Source organism: Paraburkholderia sp. A1BS-2L, assembly GCF_051125205.1.
Lineage (GTDB): Bacteria > Pseudomonadota > Gammaproteobacteria > Burkholderiales > Burkholderiaceae > Paraburkholderia.
Window position 1 is genome coordinate 1,160,487 of the sequence record NZ_CP120428.1, and the last position, 17,470, is coordinate 1,177,956.

13 protein-coding genes, 3 tRNA genes and 3 rRNA genes are annotated in these 17,470 nt (G+C 59.2%); 11 read left to right on the top strand and 8 right to left on the bottom strand.

Annotation, left to right across the window (positions count from 1 at the left end):
• Window positions 1-149 precede the first annotated feature (149 nt).
• Window positions 150-1,364, bottom strand: a complete 1,215-nt coding sequence (locus P5W98_RS05215) for a DUF2863 family protein (protein ID WP_421023582.1) — start codon at window positions 1,362-1,364, stop codon at window positions 150-152.
• A gap of 603 nt (window positions 1,365-1,967) precedes the next feature.
• Between P5W98_RS05215 and P5W98_RS05220 the strand changes: the two genes are divergently transcribed.
• From P5W98_RS05220 to rrf, 5 genes are all read left to right on the top strand, one after another.
• A 16S ribosomal RNA gene (locus tag P5W98_RS05220) occupies window positions 1,968-3,500 on the top strand.
• Between the two features lie 65 nt (window positions 3,501-3,565).
• Window positions 3,566-3,642, top strand: a tRNA-Ile gene (locus P5W98_RS05225).
• 49 nt (window positions 3,643-3,691) lie between these two features.
• Window positions 3,692-3,767: transfer RNA gene (locus P5W98_RS05230), tRNA-Ala, on the top strand.
• 292 nt (window positions 3,768-4,059) lie between these two features.
• A 23S ribosomal RNA gene (locus P5W98_RS05235) occupies window positions 4,060-6,939 on the top strand.
• 169 nt (window positions 6,940-7,108) lie between these two features.
• Window positions 7,109-7,222: ribosomal RNA gene (gene rrf, locus P5W98_RS05240) — 5S ribosomal RNA — on the top strand.
• Together the 16S, 23S and 5S rRNA genes with 2 tRNA genes alongside form the textbook arrangement of a ribosomal RNA operon.
• Before the next feature lie 212 nt (window positions 7,223-7,434).
• On the opposite strand, the gene P5W98_RS05245 is transcribed toward rrf, so the two are convergent.
• Entirely contained in the window at window positions 7,435-7,608 is a 174-nt protein-coding gene (locus P5W98_RS05245; protein ID WP_174220040.1) for a hypothetical protein, read from the bottom strand.
• A 169-nt stretch (window positions 7,609-7,777) separates the two neighbouring features.
• Between P5W98_RS05245 and P5W98_RS05250 the strand changes: the two genes are divergently transcribed.
• Window positions 7,778-7,918: a hypothetical protein gene (locus tag P5W98_RS05250; protein WP_421023583.1), complete on the top strand. Its 141-nt coding sequence runs from the start codon at window positions 7,778-7,780 to the stop codon at window positions 7,916-7,918.
• Between the two features lie 27 nt (window positions 7,919-7,945).
• On the opposite strand, the gene P5W98_RS05255 is transcribed toward P5W98_RS05250, so the two are convergent.
• The 4 genes from P5W98_RS05255 to P5W98_RS05270 form a co-directional block, all read right to left on the bottom strand.
• A complete protein-coding gene (locus P5W98_RS05255) occupies window positions 7,946-9,328 on the bottom strand; it encodes an MATE family efflux transporter (RefSeq protein WP_434718429.1) in 1,383 nt (460 codons plus the stop codon).
• Window positions 9,298-9,624, bottom strand: a complete 327-nt coding sequence (locus tag P5W98_RS05260) for a DUF2288 domain-containing protein (protein ID WP_434718430.1) — start codon at window positions 9,622-9,624, stop codon at window positions 9,298-9,300. The genes P5W98_RS05255 and P5W98_RS05260 overlap by 31 nt, the downstream gene beginning before the upstream one ends.
• Before the next feature lie 697 nt (window positions 9,625-10,321).
• Window positions 10,322-10,996, bottom strand: a complete 675-nt coding sequence (locus P5W98_RS05265; RefSeq protein WP_421023586.1) for a peptidoglycan DD-metalloendopeptidase family protein — start codon at window positions 10,994-10,996, stop codon at window positions 10,322-10,324.
• Window positions 10,997-11,160: 164 nt separating this feature from the next.
• Window positions 11,161-12,072, bottom strand: coding sequence for an aldose epimerase (locus tag P5W98_RS05270; protein ID WP_434718431.1), 912 nt, complete (start codon window positions 12,070-12,072; stop codon window positions 11,161-11,163).
• A gap of 136 nt (window positions 12,073-12,208) precedes the next feature.
• Here P5W98_RS05270 and P5W98_RS05275 point away from each other — a divergent pair, with 136 nt between their 5' ends.
• From P5W98_RS05275 to P5W98_RS05285, 3 genes are all read left to right on the top strand, one after another.
• Window positions 12,209-12,385 (top strand): hypothetical protein, encoded by a 177-nt coding sequence (locus P5W98_RS05275; RefSeq protein WP_421023588.1) that lies wholly within the window; start codon window positions 12,209-12,211, stop codon window positions 12,383-12,385.
• Between the two features lie 312 nt (window positions 12,386-12,697).
• Complete coding sequence (locus P5W98_RS05280) at window positions 12,698-13,528, top strand: undecaprenyl-diphosphate phosphatase (RefSeq protein WP_421023589.1); 831 nt, start codon at window positions 12,698-12,700, stop codon at window positions 13,526-13,528.
• Between the two features lie 137 nt (window positions 13,529-13,665).
• Window positions 13,666-13,742, top strand: a tRNA-Arg gene (locus tag P5W98_RS05285).
• A gap of 299 nt (window positions 13,743-14,041) precedes the next feature.
• On the opposite strand, the gene P5W98_RS05290 is transcribed toward P5W98_RS05285, so the two are convergent.
• Window positions 14,042-14,311 carry a hypothetical protein gene (locus P5W98_RS05290; RefSeq protein WP_421023590.1) on the bottom strand — a complete coding sequence of 90 codons (270 nt, stop codon included), beginning with the start codon at window positions 14,309-14,311 and terminating at the stop codon, window positions 14,042-14,044.
• Between the two features lie 289 nt (window positions 14,312-14,600).
• Between P5W98_RS05290 and P5W98_RS05295 the strand changes: the two genes are divergently transcribed.
• On the top strand, window positions 14,601-14,987 hold the full coding sequence (locus P5W98_RS05295; protein ID WP_421023591.1) for a hypothetical protein: 387 nt from the start codon (window positions 14,601-14,603) through the stop codon (window positions 14,985-14,987).
• 6 nt (window positions 14,988-14,993) lie between these two features.
• On the top strand, window positions 14,994-15,443 hold the full coding sequence (locus tag P5W98_RS05300; protein WP_421023592.1) for an NUDIX hydrolase: 450 nt from the start codon (window positions 14,994-14,996) through the stop codon (window positions 15,441-15,443).
• A 128-nt stretch (window positions 15,444-15,571) separates the two neighbouring features.
• Here P5W98_RS05300 and P5W98_RS05305 read toward each other — a convergent pair whose 3' ends face one another.
• Window positions 15,572-17,296: a glutamine--tRNA ligase/YqeY domain fusion protein gene (locus P5W98_RS05305; protein ID WP_421023593.1), complete on the bottom strand. Its 1,725-nt coding sequence runs from the start codon at window positions 17,294-17,296 to the stop codon at window positions 15,572-15,574.
• Between the last annotated feature and the right edge of the window lie 174 nt (window positions 17,297-17,470).

Consider the following 17,470-nt stretch of genomic DNA (forward strand, 5'->3'; position numbering starts at 1 on the left):
GCATGTCCTGCACGCGCCGCTTAAAACCGGGCCAACAGCACCATGATGACAAAAAGCTTGCGTCGCGGCGGCCTGTCCAGATGGCGTAGGACATAGGGCAAAAAAAGCCCCGCACATAGGCGGGGCAGGGTAGGAATATGTCGTATTGCTTAGTGGAAATGTGGCTGAACGGGTTCAGCATCTTCCGGCATCTCGGCATGAACAATCTCACCGAGTGGGTCTGCGTATAGAGGTACGCCGCAGTCGTCGCAGTATTCCGGCTCGAAACGGCCGGCATGGCGGCGGATGTCGGTGATGCCCGATTCCTTCAGTAGCGCGACGATCTCTTCGAGCGGGCCGGTGCCAATATTTTCTTCGGACGGTTCCTCGTCGATGTCGGCATCACCGTTCTCGCGGCCGTAGAGCGGCCAGACTACGCCGTACAGGACATCGTTGCTGCCGCGCTTCGTGAATCCGACGCGGTATTCGTCGATACGCCGCTCGCCAAAGCCGGCGACAACGGCGCGCAGGTCCTGGGCGCTTGCATCGATCGTATCGAGCAGGTAGCGCACCGCAGTGCGGATGGTGTGGGGTCGCACGCGTTCATCGGCGTCGCGGCAGGCCGAGTAGTAGGCATCCGGCAGCAGACATTCGAATTCGCAACCGGGCATTACGACAGCAAGATTGGCGCCGCCCTGCGTGGCCCATTGCTCGAGGCACTGGCCACGCTCGATGCGCGAACCGTGCTCCTCTTCCTGCCAGCGGAACAGCGGCGCACCGACCGGCGCGGCAACCACGGCCAGCAGGAAGCGCGGGTCGGCGAGGATCGGTGAAGTCTCGGGCAACTCGCCCGCGCTGATCTTTGCTGCGGTGCCATGCAAGGCAGCTTGCGAAAGCTGCTGTGCGAGACGCCAGGTCTCGACGTGGTGGCGGGGCAACTGGTCAATGCTGTAGAGATAGGGGGCCATCGCTACACGCGTGCCGCTCGCCAGCACATGTGCCTGCAGGTGCGTACGCAGCGCGTCCGATGCATCCGATTTGAGCGGCCCCGACGGAATGACGTAGCGGGTCCAGGCAAGCACGGGCGCCGCGACGAGCAGCGCTTCGTATTGTGTACCGTCGTGCTCGATGAGAAACGACTCACTGTGGGTCTCGGCCATATCGGCGAGCGCGCCATAGGCGTCGGGGTGGTTCTGCTGAAGATGGTCGAGCGCGGCGTCGAGTGTAGTCTGGTTGCCGTTGCGCACGACCTTCGCGAGCAGCGTGTCGAGCTTGGCCTCCCAGAAGCGGTCTTCGGTGCGGCTGCCCGAGGCGAACAGGGCGAGCGACAGGCCGACGAGCTTGTCGGCATCGGGAGGAAGGCGTTTGGCGATTCGCGAGCGCATAAATCCGTGAGTTGGGATGCAGAGAACCCCATATTCTAGTCTGTTCCGCGCAGACCATCGGTTTGCCCTACAGAGTAGCTGGAGGCGAGGGCGCGAGATGAGGCGTTGTGCTTCGCTACAGACGATTGGCACGTGCAGACGGTATCGGCGGCCGCGACTCAAAAACCCCTTGCCAGATCGCATTCGCGTGACTAGAATTCCGCTCCTTCGCCCGCTGAAGTCCGGCAGCGAAGCCTGCCGCGAGAAACGGCGGGGCGTGAAGTCATCAGTTTTTAAACGGCGACGTTAAAAAAGATGTTGACGAAACGCGAAAGAGTCTGCATAATCTCGTTTCTCTGCTGCTGACGCAGCAACGCAGAAAGCGCCGGGTAGTTCGAAGTGGTTCCGGTGTCTTGTGCGACGCGATCTTTAAAAATTTACAGCCGATAAGTGTGGGCGCTTGATGGGTTTCGTGACCTGGTGATTCTTTCGGGGATGACCGGGAGTAGCGAAAGTATCAAGAGTCTCACACAAAAGTAAGTCAGGTTTTTGAATTTATTCAGAACCTGTCAGCTTTGAGTGAGCGACCGGTTCTTGACTGAACCGAAAACAGTAACAGGTATTGAACTGAAGAGTTTGATCCTGGCTCAGATTGAACGCTGGCGGCATGCCTTACACATGCAAGTCGAACGGCAGCACGGGTGCTTGCACCTGGTGGCGAGTGGCGAACGGGTGAGTAATACATCGGAACATGTCCAGTAGTGGGGGATAGCCCGGCGAAAGCCGGATTAATACCGCATACGATCTTAGGATGAAAGCGGGGGATCGCAAGACCTCGCGCTATTGGGGTGGCCGATGGCGGATTAGCTAGTTGGTGGGGTAAAGGCTCACCAAGGCGACGATCCGTAGCTGGTCTGAGAGGACGACCAGCCACACTGGGACTGAGACACGGCCCAGACTCCTACGGGAGGCAGCAGTGGGGAATTTTGGACAATGGGCGCAAGCCTGATCCAGCAATGCCGCGTGTGTGAAGAAGGCCTTCGGGTTGTAAAGCACTTTTGTCCGGAAAGAAAACCTCTGGGTTAATACCCCGGGGGGATGACGGTACCGGAAGAATAAGCACCGGCTAACTACGTGCCAGCAGCCGCGGTAATACGTAGGGTGCAAGCGTTAATCGGAATTACTGGGCGTAAAGCGTGCGCAGGCGGTGATGCAAGACCGATGTGAAATCCCCGGGCTTAACCTGGGAACTGCATTGGTGACTGCATCGCTAGAGTATGGCAGAGGGGGGTAGAATTCCACGTGTAGCAGTGAAATGCGTAGAGATGTGGAGGAATACCGATGGCGAAGGCAGCCCCCTGGGCCAATACTGACGCTCATGCACGAAAGCGTGGGGAGCAAACAGGATTAGATACCCTGGTAGTCCACGCCCTAAACGATGTCAACTGGTTGTCGGGCCTTCATTGGCTTGGTAACGTAGCTAACGCGTGAAGTTGACCGCCTGGGGAGTACGGTCGCAAGATTAAAACTCAAAGGAATTGACGGGGACCCGCACAAGCGGTGGATGATGTGGATTAATTCGATGCAACGCGAAAAACCTTACCTACCCTTGACATGGACGGAATCCTGGTGAGAGCCGGGAGTGCCCGAAAGGGAGCCGTCACACAGGTGCTGCATGGCTGTCGTCAGCTCGTGTCGTGAGATGTTGGGTTAAGTCCCGCAACGAGCGCAACCCTTGTCCCCAGTTGCTACGCAAGAGCACTCCGGGGAGACTGCCGGTGACAAACCGGAGGAAGGTGGGGATGACGTCAAGTCCTCATGGCCCTTATGGGTAGGGCTTCACACGTCATACAATGGTCGGAACAGAGGGTTGCCAAGCCGCGAGGTGGAGCCAATCCCAGAAAACCGATCGTAGTCCGGATCGCAGTCTGCAACTCGACTGCGTGAAGCTGGAATCGCTAGTAATCGCGGATCAGCATGCCGCGGTGAATACGTTCCCGGGTCTTGTACACACCGCCCGTCACACCATGGGAGTGGGTTTTGCCAGAAGTGGCTAGTCTAACCGCAAGGAGGACGGTCACCACGGCAGGATTCATGACTGGGGTGAAGTCGTAACAAGGTAGCCGTATCGGAAGGTGCGGCTGGATCACCTCCTTTCCAGAGCTCATTGCGAAGTTCATTGAAGCGCTCACACTTGTCGGCTGTAGAAAAGACAGACTCAGGGGTCTGTAGCTCAGTCGGTTAGAGCACCGTCTTGATAAGGCGGGGGTCGATGGTTCGAATCCATCCAGACCCACCAATTTGTCTGCGCGGTGGCTGACTGGTAACCCCCTTGAGTATGCATGACTGGGGGATTAGCTCAGCTGGGAGAGCACCTGCTTTGCAAGCAGGGGGTCGTCGGTTCGATCCCGTCATCCTCCACCAATCCCTAATGCACAGCATCCTGCAGGAGCAGTTAAATGCAGGGAGTTTTGCATTGGCGATTGAGCCAGTCAGAGCGGTATGTGAAAACGTATCGGCTGTCGTTCTTTAACAATCAGGAAGAAGTAGTAAAGAGATTTATCTGAAACACACTTAGAGATGGGTGTGGAGTAGGTGAATCAGGGTTGTGATTGTATCGATGTATTTTTAAGTTCCTCGAAAGAGGGCTTTGGAATACGGCACAACGCGAAAACTCAGCCTGTAGCGAGTGAGTCGAGAGACGCACCCGTTATAGGGTCAAGCGAACAAGTGCATGTGGTGGATGCCTTGGCGATCACAGGCGATGAAGGACGCGGTAGCCTGCGAAAAGCTCCGGGGAGCTGGCAAACAAGCTTTGATCCGGAGATGTCCGAATGGGGAAACCCACTCCGAATGGAGTATCCGTGACTGAATACATAGGTCACGTGAAGCGAACGCGGCGAACTGAAACATCTAAGTAGCCGCAGGAAAAGAAATCAACCGAGATTCCCAGAGTAGTGGCGAGCGAAATGGGATCAGCCTGCATTCTTTATCTGTACCGTTAGTCGAACGCTCTGGAAAGTGCGGCCATAGCAGGTGATAGCCCTGTAGACGAAAACGGAATGGAAGAACTAGGGATGCGACAAGTAGGGCGGGACACGTGAAATCCTGTCTGAAGATGGGGGGACCATCCTCCAAGGCTAAATACTCGTGATCGACCGATAGTGAACCAGTACCGTGAGGGAAAGGCGAAAAGAACCCCGGGAGGGGAGTGAAACAGATCCTGAAACCGCATGCATACAAACAGTCGGAGCCTCGCAAGGGGTGACGGCGTACCTTTTGTATAATGGGTCAGCGACTTACATTCAGTGGCAAGCTTAACCGAATAGGGCAGGCGTAGCGAAAGCGAGTCCGAACAGGGCGATTAGTCGCTGGGTGTAGACCCGAAACCAGGTGATCTATCCATGGCCAGGTTGAAGGCACGGTAACACGTGCTGGAGGACCGAACCCACTAACGTTGAAAAGTTAGGGGATGAGCTGTGGATAGGGGTGAAAGGCTAAACAAACCTGGAAATAGCTGGTTCTCTCCGAAAACTATTTAGGTAGTGCCTCGTGTATCACCTTCGGGGGTAGAGCACTGTCATGGTTGATGGGTCCATTGCGGATTACGTCGCCATAGCAAACTCCGAATACCGAAGAGTGCAATCACGGGAGACAGACATCGGGTGCTAACGTCCGGTGTCAAGAGGGAAACAACCCAGACCGCCAGCTAAGGTCCCCAAATATGGCTAAGTGGGAAACGAAGTGGGAAGGCTAAAACAGTCAGGAGGTTGGCTTAGAAGCAGCCACCCTTTAAAGAAAGCGTAATAGCTCACTGATCGAGTCGTCCTGCGCGGAAGATGTAACGGGGCTAAGCCATATACCGAAGCTGCGGATGCACATTTATGTGCATGGTAGGAGAGCGTTCTGTAAGCCTGCGAAGGTGCACTGGAAAGTGTGCTGGAGGTATCAGAAGTGCGAATGCTGACATGAGTAGCGATAAAGGGGGTGAAAGGCCCCCTCGCCGTAAGCCCAAGGTTTCCTACGCAACGTTCATCGGCGTAGGGTGAGTCGGCCCCTAAGGCGAGGCAGAAATGCGTAGCTGATGGGAAGCAGGTCAATATTCCTGCACTAGTGTTGAATGCGATGGGGGGACGGATCGCGGAAGGTTGTCCGGGTGTTGGAAGTCCCGGTCGCTGCATTGGAGAAGGCGCTTTGGCAAATCCGGGCGCGTAATTCAAGGGTGTGGCGCGAGCTTCTTCGGAAGCGAAGCAACTGGAAGGGGTTCCAGGAAAAGCCTCTAAGCTTCAGTTCAACATTAACCGTACCGCAAACCGACACAGGTGGGCGAGATGAGTATTCTAAGGCGCTTGAGAGAACTCGGGAGAAGGAACTCGGCAAATTGGTACCGTAACTTCGGGATAAGGTACGCCCTGGTAGCTTGAGGAGCCTGCGCTCCGAGGGTGAAGGGGTTGCAATAAACTGGTGGCTGCGACTGTTTAATAAAAACACAGCACTCTGCAAACACGAAAGTGGACGTATAGGGTGTGACGCCTGCCCGGTGCCGGAAGATTAAATGATGGGGTGCAAGCTCTTGATTGAAGTCCCGGTAAACGGCGGCCGTAACTATAACGGTCCTAAGGTAGCGAAATTCCTTGTCGGGTAAGTTCCGACCTGCACGAATGGCGTAACGATGGCCACACTGTCTCCTCCCGAGACTCAGCGAAGTTGAAGTGTTTGTGATGATGCAATCTCCCCGCGGCTAGACGGAAAGACCCCATGAACCTTTACTGTAGCTTTGCATTGGACTTTGAACCGGTTTGTGTAGGATAGGTGGGAGGCTGTGAAGTGTGGACGCCAGTCTGCATGGAGCCGTCCTTGAAATACCACCCTGATCTGTTTGAGGTTCTAACCTTGGCCCGTGATCCGGGTCGGGGACAGTGCATGGTAGGCAGTTTGACTGGGGCGGTCTCCTCCCAAAGTGTAACGGAGGAGTACGAAGGTACGCTAGGTACGGTCGGAAATCGTGCTGATAGTGCAATGGCATAAGCGTGCTTGACTGCGAGACTGACAAGTCGAGCAGGTGCGAAAGCAGGTCATAGTGATCCGGTGGTTCTGTATGGAAGGGCCATCGCTCAACGGATAAAAGGTACTCTGGGGATAACAGGCTGATACCGCCCAAGAGTTCATATCGACGGCGGTGTTTGGCACCTCGATGTCGGCTCATCTCATCCTGGGGCTGTAGCCGGTCCCAAGGGTATGGCTGTTCGCCATTTAAAGAGGTACGTGAGCTGGGTTTAAAACGTCGTGAGACAGTTTGGTCCCTATCTGCCGTGGGCGCTGGAAGTTTGAGGGGGCCTGCTCCTAGTACGAGAGGACCGGAGTGGACGAACCTCTGGTGTACCGGTTGTCACGCCAGTGGCATTGCCGGGTAGCTATGTTCGGAAGAGATAACCGCTGAAAGCATCTAAGCGGGAAACTCGCCTCAAGATGAGACTTCCCCGGGGACTAGATCCCCTTGAAGGGTCGTTCGAGACCAGGACGTTGATAGGTCAGGTGTGGAAGCGCAGTAATGCGTTAAGCTAACTGATACTAATTGCCCGTAAGGCTTGATCCTATAACAGGTGTGTCTTCCTCCCGGTGTGGAGTGAAGGACGCGCAGGTTGAGAGATCGGTGTTGTGCCGGAAACAACACAACCCCAAGAAACAGCACCTCTTTACGCTTCTTCCCGATTGGCTGTGGCGCCAGGTTCACCCAAACCCGTGCGACGCAGCAACCCGTCATGCCTGATGACCATAGCGAGCTGGTCCCACCCCTTCCCATCCCGAACAGGACCGTGAAACAGCTCCACGCCGATGATAGTGCGGATTGCCCGTGTGAAAGTAGGTAATCGTCAGGCTCCCCATGCAGTATGTCCAGAACCCCGGTGGCTCCGAATGAGCGCCGGGGTTCTGGCGTTTGCGTGCGTGGAAAATGGCGGAGCACGCTTGGTCTTCCTAGACTAAGCGAGCGTGACAGAAAATGACCATCGCGGCTGGCGAGCCCAGCCGCGCCAAGAGAAAGCTCACTGCGGCGCGCAGAGAGACCGTTCGACGGTCTCGCTAAGTCAGCTCAGTGCCTGCGACGCATGCGGTCGAGCACATGATGCTCGGCCAGCCAGTGATGCATCATGCCTTCACCGTCGTGTTCCTGCTTGTAAGCCCGCGATTCAAAAATCGATAGCCCAAGCAGGACCAATAAACCGACAGCAAGTCCGATCAGCCCCGCAATAGTTTCCGCATCCATGGCAGCCTCCTTCGGTTGCAGCCATGTGGGTATCTTAGAACAGAAGCGGGCACGAAAAAAAGAGCAATGTTCCCGAGCCGTCAAATGCGTCTGCACGCGTTAGACTGCTGCATGGCAACATAATTTGAGGGAGTTTGCGTTAATGGTACGTGTCTGCCTGACCATAGCGATGGTCGCACTGCTTTCTGCTTGTGCCGACGATGCAACGAGCAAGCATCATGGGCCGCCGCCCCACGATCCGGCCGACTATCACGGCGTTCCGACCGATGATCGCCCACCGGTGATGATCGAAACGCCGCCGGCGCAGTAAGCGCGCCAGCTGGCAAGAACAGGCGCCTTAGGGCGCTTGTTGCACTTTGGGACCCTGAATTGCGCTAGTGATCCGGGGCAGTAAAGGGGATAGGGTCAAGCCACGTGCTGCCATGAAGATCAGCAACGCCATCCAGAGTCCGTGATTGCCGAACAGCCCAACAAGCGCCCACGAGGCGATGACAAAAACAAGCAGCGAGGCAGCCATGGCCTGCATTAACTCGCGAGTGCGCGTGGCGCCGATGAAAACGCCGTCGAGCAGGAACCCCCACACGGAAATGACTGGGGACAGCGCCGCCCATGGCAGAAAGGTTTGCGCGGCTGCGCGCACGGCGGGTTGATCGGTTAATTGCGTGATGATCCATATACCGGCGCCCCAGTAGGCCGCCGAAAACCCGAGCGCACCCAGCACCGCCCAGAACAGGTTCACCTTGACCGCTTGCCGGAAAGCGTCGCGGTCACGTGCGCCGATCGCCGCGCCCACGAGCGCTTCGGTGGCGTGAGCGAAGCCGTCGAGCCCGTATGCCATGAAAGTCTGGAAATTGAGCAGTAAGGCGTTGGCGGCAAGAATCACATCGCCTTGCCTGGCGCCGACGTGCGAGAACCAGCCGAACGATCCCAGCAGGCACATCGTGCGCAGAAAGATGTCGCGATTGATCGCCACGAGACGCTTGAGTGCAGCAGGTTCGACGATCGTGCGCCAAGCCAGCGGCGCGAGATCGCGCGGCCGCAGTTGCCACAGCACGGCAGCGCCGAACGCGAAGCCCATCGTGTCGGCGGTGGCCGTCGCTGCGCCAATCCCCGCAATGCCCCAGCCGAATCCATAGACGTAGGCAAGCACGGCAATCACATTGACGACGTTGATGAGCACCTGCGAGACCAGGGCGATACGTACGCGCTGTGTGCCAAGCAGATAGCCGAGCACGACGTAGTTTGCCAGCGCAAACGGCGCTGAACCGATGCGGGCATGGCAGTATAGCCGTGCATTGCGCTGGACTTCGGCGCTGCCGCCGATCAGTTCGAGGACATCGCGGATCAGGGGCGCCCGTATCAGCAAGATCAACGCGCCGATGCCGAAGGCGAGCAGCAACGCGCGCACGACATTTGCGCGCAGCCCGGGCTGATCGTCGGCGCCGAAAGCCTGGGCGATGAGCCCGGTGGTGCCCATGCGCAGGAAACCGAAGCCCCAGAACACACAGTTGAAAAAGAGGCCCCCTAGCGCGACGCCGCCGAGATCGGCGGCACTGCCCAGATGGCCGGCGACAACCGTATCGACGGCGCCAAGAATGGGCTGGGTGAGATTCGCAAGGACGATCGGAAAGGCCAGCACCAACACGCGCCGATGCCAGCCACCGCGCGTCGGAAGTGCCAGATTCTCGCTCAACTGCGGCGTTCCTGCACACAGATCCATGGAGAAACCACAACGGCCCAGAGTTCGGGCTTGCGCTCGGCGTAGTCGGCGGCGGTCGAAGCCTGCATGCGTTCGATGATGCCGGCGGAGAGCCATTGCGTCACTTGCGCGCTGTTGTCGCTTGCGATGGCTTCGGCGATGCTCACGAGGTCGAGGTCGCTAGCGACCGCGAGCAGTTTGCCTTGCGCGAAGAATCGTTCGAGATCCTGCCAGTCGATCTTGGCGGTCTCGCCGAGCAACTTGGCGTAAAGCGGGCTAGGGGCGTCGTCGTGGGGAATTGTGGCGTCGGTAGTCATGGTCTTGGGCATTGAGTTGCGGGCGTTACTATAAACGATAGGTTGCGAATGGGCGGCCTGCTGGCTGACACGGGGCCGAGAACGGAAGATCGGGCCCACGCGCGCTTCACACACGCGGAATAGTCGGATGCCCGAATTCGCAGTAGAAAAGCATATAGAAAATTCGACTGGTGATAATTAATCGGACAAAACTGCTAACAGCCGGATAAACAAAATGTCTGAGAAAAGGCGGAAATTTCGAAGCCGAAATTCGGTGTTTCAAAAATTCCACTCACGCAAATAATTGCATTTATTTGTGCGTTCGCACACCAAATGGCGAGGTGAGCAAGCGGCTTCGATGTGCAGTATTGCAGTGCGGGATAATGCAGCAGGCGATGCCTCTCCAGTGCACCTGATGGCATGCCGTCGCGCCCGTCCAACAAGCCTTTTCGGCATTTTCAGGTGGTCATGCATAGCGCGCTGCAATGCGCATATTTGTGCGCGAATCCGGTAGCGGCCGCGGCCCTAATCTTCATCCGAAATTGATGCGACACATAATCCGTGCGCCGCGACACATTTTCGATCTAATTAAGTGATTGCGCCGTCAGAGGCACGTTGATAGATTGCCATTCGGCGCATGGTAAACCGGTCCTTTGCCGATATGCGCCAAACCCCCGTTAGCCCGGCACCATGCCGGGCTTTTTTTTACCAAAACTAGTTAGCGCGGCGGCAAATCGCGAGCCGGATCGATCGAGCGTCCCTGATAGCGCAGTTCGAAATGCAGCATGACGCGATCGCTGTCGCTATTGCCCATTTCGGCGATCTTTTGCCCTTGCGCCACGGTTTCGCCTTCCTTCACGAGCAACGCCTGATTGTGCGCGTAGGCAGTGAGGTATTCGCCATCGTGCTTGATGATCAGCAGGTTGCCGTAGCCGCGCAGGCCATTGCCGGCATACACGACGGTGCCCGGTGCAGCGGCGACGATGGGCGTGCCGGCGCTGTTGACCATGTCGATGCCCTTGGAGTCGCGTCCGTCGAAGTTGCGGGCGATTTGACCCGTGGTTGGCCAAATAAGCGAAATGGACGAAGCGGGCGCAGCCGTTGTGCTCGCGCTGTCCGCAGCATCCGGCCGCGGGGCGGTGCGCTGGGCACTCGCCGACGCGCCGCCCGGGGGCGAGACGCGCAGCACCTGGCCGACTTCGATCGCGTCGGGGTTCTGCAGATTGTTCCAGCGCACGATATTCGAAACCGACTGGCGGTTACTGCGCGCGATTTTGCTGACTGTGTCGCCGCGCTCCACGCGGTAGAACCCGGGGCCGACCGGCGCAGATCCGCAGGCCGCGAGCAGCGCAACGAGCGCTGCGCATGCAAAACGTCTAAATCCCTTTGCCAACGTTGAACCTCGCAAGACGCTGCCGGCGGTTCGCCTCGGGAGAGGTGCCGTTCCGGCAAAACGTTCAATTCTAGCGAATTTGGCGCCGCGCCTGCGTTTTTCCACTGACGAATCGACCGGTGTGTCCGCTCATCAAAGGTCGTGTGACGACAACGCGCGGCATATCAGTCGAGCGGCTCGAAACGCAAGCGCAAGGCGGCGGTTTCGGTGGTGCCCGCTGCAAGCCAGCGCAGGCCGAGGCCATTGTGAATGGCATCGGGCAGGCCAAGCCATGGTTCGACGCAGTAAAAGTCGGACTCGGCCGCTTCGGTCCAGGTCGTCACCGCGTACCAGGGAAGCGAGCCCGGCCGGTCGAGGTCGAACGTGACCGCATGCTTGAGTCCGGGCGCAACCAGGCGTACCGGCCGCGCCGTCGCTGACGGCTCGAGCACGTGAAAGCGGTCCTGAATGCGCGCATCATCAAGCTGATACTGTGGCTCGCCGGGCTCCGGCGCGCTGATCGATCCATCGGGCAACTGATGGCGGCGCTGTGTCGGCGGTACGTCGAGCGTGCTCTGTGCGCGCTGCTCGTGCGGCAACTCGAAGTAGAAGTGATGGCCCGCATACCAGGGCATGGGCGCATCGCCGGTGTTCGTCGCGGTGAGTTCGACATCGAGTGTGTGATCGTCGATGAGCCGGTAGGCAGCTTCGAAGCGAAATGCGAACGGGTAGCCGCTATGCGTGGCCGCAGAGTCCACCAATGTCATGGTCACGCCGCGCCTGGCGGCGTCGACCTGGGCGGTGAACGGGAGATCTCGCGCGAAGCCGTGAGTCGGCAGATCGCGCACGACGCCTTGGGCGTCGCACCAGCGGCCGATCTGGCCATCGACGAAATGGCGTCCGAGAAACGGGAAGAGCAGCGGATTGCCACCACGTAGGCGCGCCGGCTGATCCCAGTTCGCATTGTCGGGCCAGCGGATGATCGGCTTGCCGTCGACGTGCCACGACAGCAGCCGCGCGCCGGCCCACGGTGCCAGACGCAGTGTCGAGGCGCCGTGGGTGAGTTCGAGAATGTCGTGCTGAGGGCTTGATTCCATTGGCGGGCGTCGAGTCGAAAAGAGGGAGAGGGCAACGGCGAGATGAGCTCAAAGCCGGGCCTGCGTCGGTGTTTGACGCGCCCGGGGATTGTGCGCCGCTTTCGGATGCGTGAAAACCCTCGTCGGGAAATCGTGAGTGTTGCGCAAGCTTGGGCAAGCCCATAATCGCCCTGAACCGTGCGTTTGCGCACACAGCAACGAAGAAACGAAGAAGGAGGGCGCCAAAATGGATCTCGCCATGGCGATGGGAATGGGACTGTTCAGCCTGTTTATCGGCAGCAGCGCGTACTTTTTCTATAAGGTCGCCCGCTGATCGATCACTCGACCTGAGCAACAGGTCTCGACGCTTTCGATATTCTTTCGTTGTTCTTCGCGCTGACTTTCAGTTCACCTCTTCTATCTCGCGAACGGGCTACCTGCAGGGTTGTTCGCGCTCGAATCCCCCCATTTTTTGTTACGCGAATCCGATTTTTCTCCGCACAATTTTGTTGCGGCGCGGTAACTTTTCAGACAAATGAGTCTCGATGCTTGGCGCTGCAATACGGCCCCGGCATAATCGGTGCGCCTTGCCGCGCCGTCCCCGCGATGGTCCGGCACTCTGTCCAACCATCTCGAGGATCCCCGCGTGAGTCTCTCGTTTCTGCTATTTCTTAGCGTGCTGCAAGGTGTCACGGAGCTTTTCCCGGTCAGCAGTCTTGGCCATACCTTGCTCGTGCCGGCGCTTTTCGGCATGCATATCGACAAGCACGCTCCGCAACTTCTGCCGTTCCTCGTCGCGCTGCACCTCGGTACGGCGATTGCTTTGCTCTGGTATTTCCGCGAGCGCTGGATCGCGCTCATCAGCGGTTTTTTCGCTTCACTTGGGGGCCGCAAGAACGATGACGGCCATATGATGTGGGCGCTCATCATCGGCACGATTCCGACCGGCCTCGTGGGTCTCTTGCTCGAAAAGCGCATCGAAGCGATCTTTCATGATCTGCGGATCGTTGCCGCGGCGCTGATGGTGAACGGCGTGCTGCTGTGGTTCGGCGACCGGTTGCAGCGTGCGCGCACACATCGCCCGCCCGAGAAGCTCTCGTTTCGCCAGGCATTTCTCGTTGGCCTCGCGCAGATCGGAGCGCTGATTCCCGGTTTCTCGCGCAGCGGCCTGACGATGATCGCCGGCAACGCCGCGGGCCTCACGACCGAGAAGGCCGCCGAGTTCTCGTTCCTGCTCGGCACGCCGATTATTTTCGCGGCAGGCGTGCTCGAACTGCCAAAGCTCTTTCATGCGCACGACCAACTGGTGACGGCCCTGGTGGGGGGCGTGCTGACCGGTATCGCCGCATGGCTGAGCGTGAAGTTCCTGATGCGCTATTTCGAAGGGCGCGGCCGCCTCGCTTCGTTCGGCTTGTACTGCGTAATCGCGGGCGCGATCTTCCTCGGCTGGTTCGTGACGCATCCGCAGCCGCTTTGATGGTTTGCCTGTGCCGGTGCCGCGCTGCTGTGGGCGGCGCGGCACCGTAATCGGGCAGGGCCGGTACGGGCCGAACGAGGTATAATCCACGCCCGTCTGCGCCGCGCCTGCGGCGCGTTGCCTTGCAGGCCACTCACGCGACAGTAGCTCAGCTGGATAGAGCATCGGCCTTCTAAGCCGAGGGTCGGGGGTTCGAGCCCCTCCTGTCGCGCCAATGAATTCAAGCGCTTAGCCCGGTTTTTCTGACCGGGCTTTTTGCTATCTACGGGCCGTGTAACCACCAGGCAGCCCGATTTTTGCTCAAACAGCTGGCGTTTTCTGTGGGTCAGATCCAGAGGATTCTGTTTGGGAAACAATTTTAAGGCGGCCTGTCCTGGCTTCCCCGCACCCGCCATTGCCCGTTCATTACGCCGTTCGATCGCAAGCCCGGCGATGCGCCGGCATTTTTCGATGCCGAGATCAAGGAGGTGGTGGCACTGCTGGGTACGCTCACCGACGCTGGCAGCCGTCGGCTCATTGAGCAGGTATCGTGCGGCGGATCAGGTGTCCGCGATCAGGATGCAAGTGGCTGTGAAGTACGACGAACGAGGCGAGCAGGCACAGGACGCCGCCGCGCAACATGGTTTCAGGCCAGCGCGGCGCGTGGCCGGGGTGAATGGCGAAGTGCGGCGCGTTCGACTCAGGCTGCGGCTTGTGCGTGTGCTGGGCGATCATGGCCATAAGCCCGATGGCTAGCAAAGACAGCATTGCGGCAAAGATCCGTAGGGCAATGGCGTAAGTCATGACAGAAAAGGCCTGGCGGTGCGTAAGTGATTGATGGGCAAAGCTTATGCGCCGCTTGCCTGAATCGCTATCGGATCAATCCGAAACGCTTGCGGAATCAATTCGAGAACTGACCATTGCGCCGGGCGAGGCGTGCCGTGGCTTCGCCGCACCGGGCAGGTAAAAATTGGGGCGCGTGTTATCCTTTTCCGCAATTAACCTTTGCCTGCTAATGGCGCTTGGCTTTAATTCGTCCCCGAAAATTCGTTCATTATTTTTCCCCTCATTTTCTGCTCAGGGAGAACGCTCAATGCTGAAATCGCCCCGTATTCTGTCCGGCCTTGCCGCCGTATTGCTGCTTTCGGCGGGTTCGGCCGCGCAGGCTGCCAATCTGGGTTTCCTCAATGACACGCCGGCTAGCTGGATGACGCAGGCGGACTACAAGTCGCTCGCCAGCGCGGTGCGCGATTCGGTCGCGAACAAGGCGGACGGCGAAACCTCCAACTGGAACAACGATGGTCTGCGCAACCCCGTGAAGATCGGCGCTACCATTACGCCGAACAAGACCCGGAAGGATGGCGACAAGACCTGCCGCGACTCGGAAGTGGTCGTGACCGCGAAGGGGCAGTCGATGACGCTGCGCCCGCAATACTGCCGTGTCGGCAGCGGCGCCTGGGTCTATCAGAAGAAGCACTGACACGCAGTGAACGACAAGACCGTCTCGTGCGGCATCGTGCTGCTCGACCCGACCGGCCGCGTGCTGCTTGCGCACGCGACCGGCACTGGTCACTGGGACATTCCGAAGGGGCAGGGCGAGCCCGGCGAGACCGAGGCGCAAAGCGCATTGCGTGAAATGGTCGAGGAGACCGGCATTGCGATCGACGCGTCGCGGCTCGTCGATCTCGGGCGCTTCGTGTATCGGCGCGACAAGGATCTGCATCTGTTCGCCGCGCGTGCCGAAGCGGGTGAACTCGATCTGTCGCAATGCCACTGCGTATCGCTTTTCCCGCGTCGTCACGACGGCGTGATGATTCCCGAGATGGACGCCTGGGCATGGGTCGCGCCCGTCGACGTGGACCAGTACGCGAGCCGCAGTCTCGCGCGGCTCTTCGGCACGACGCTCTCGCTCGCGGAGTTGCATGGCCGGCTTTGAATGAATGACCCATGCGGTTATCGGCTTGATGCGACCAGCCAAATAAAAAGCCCGCACGTGATGAACGTGCGGGTTTTTTGCATCTGGTGCTGAAGCGGCACAGCCTCCAGCCGCTTTTGCGTGCTGGCTTACTTGCCCCAGCTGTCGCGCAGGCCGACGATGCGGTTGAACACCGGCGCACCCGGCTTCGAGTCGTAGCGGTCGGCGACGAAGTAGCCATGGCGCTCGAACTGATAGCGGTCTTCCGGCGCCGCGTCGCGCGCGCCCGGCTCCAGATACGCTTGCACCACGCGCTTGGAATTCGGGTTGAGCGCGTCGAGGTAGTCGCGGCCGCCCGCGTCGGGCTGCTCTTCGCGGAACAGGCGATCGTACAGACGCACTTCCGCCGGGCACGCATGCGCCGCGCTCACCCAGTGGATGTTGCCCTTCACCTTGTAGTTGTTCGCGCCGTCGGTGCCCGACTTGCTGTCCGGGAAGTAGTTGCAGTGCACGGCGATTACATTGCCATTCTCGTCCTTGTCCGCGCCCGTGCATTCGATCACGAAGCCGTAGCGCAGGCGCACCTTGTTGCCCGGGAACAGGCGGAAGTAGCCCTTGGGCGGCGTCTCGTTGAAGTCCTCGCGCTCGATCCACAGTTCGCGCGAGATCGGGAACGTGCGCAGGCCGCGCTCCGGATGATGCGGATGCACGGGCGCCGTGCAGTCCTCGCTCTGGCCTTCCGGATAGTTGTCGATGATGAGCTTGACGGGGTCGAGCACGGCCACGGTGCGCGGCGCTTTTTCGTCGAGATCGTCGCGCAGCGCGCCTTCGAGAATGCTCATGTCGATCCACGAATCCACCTTGGTCACGCCGATGCGCTCGCAGAACAGATGGATCGCTTCAGGCGTGAAGCCGCGCCGGCGCACGCCGACGATGGTGGGCATGCGCGGGTCGTCCCAGCCGTCCACGTGGCCTTCGTTCACGAGTTGCAGCAGCTTGCGCTTGCTGGTGATCGCGTAGGTGAGGTTCAGGCGCGAGAACTCGATTTGCTGGGGCAGCGGGCGCGTGAAGACGCCGGCATCGGCGAGTTCGTTGAGCACCCAGTCGTAGAGCGGCCGATGATCTTCGAACTCGAGCGTGCACAGCGAGTGCGTGATGTTCTCGAGCGCGTCCGAGATGCAGTGCGTGTAGTCGTACATCGGATACACGCACCATTTGTCGCCGGTGCGGTAGTGATGCGCGAAGCGGATGCGGTAGATCACCGGATCGCGCATGTTGAAGTTCGGCGACGCCATGTCGATTTTCGCGCGCAACACGTGCGCGCCTTCCTCGAACTCGCCCGCCTTCATGCGGCGAAACAGGTCGAGGTTTTCGTCGACGGAGCGGTCGCGGAACGGCGAGTTCTTGCCGGCTTCGGTGGCCGAGCCGCGGTTCGCGCGCATCTCTTCCGGCGACTGGCTGTCCACGTAGGCGCGGCCGCGCTGGATCAGCAGCTCGGCGAATTCGTAGAGCTTGTCGTAGTAGTCGCTCGCGTAGAAGAGGTAGTCGCGGTCGTCGTTGGCCTTCTTCCACTCGAAGCCGAGCCACTTGACTGCGTCGATGATCGAGTTGACGTACTCGACGCTTTCCTTTTCAGGATTGGTGTCGTCGAAACGCAGATGGCACACGCCGCCATAGCTCTTCGCGACGCCGAAGTTCAGGCAGATGCTCTTCGCGTGGCCGATGTGCAGATATCCATTCGGCTCCGGCGGGAAGCGCGTTTCCACGCGCTGTGCCCACTTGCCCGAGCGGTTGTCGTCGTCGATGATGTTGCGGATGAAATTGGATGCCGCAGGCGCGTCCGTGCGGTCGGCGTCTTTACGTTCGGTATTCATGCGAAAAGGGAAGTCGTTCGAGGGCGCGGTACATAAGGAAAGTCGCAACCCGGCGCCCAGTGTGTCTTCCATTCTACCTGACGAGGTGGGGCCTGCCAGTCCCGGCTCGCGGGCGTCGCGCCGGCGCGTTGCGCGGGCCGCTGCGAAGTCTCGCAAGGACAAAAGGAAAAGTGA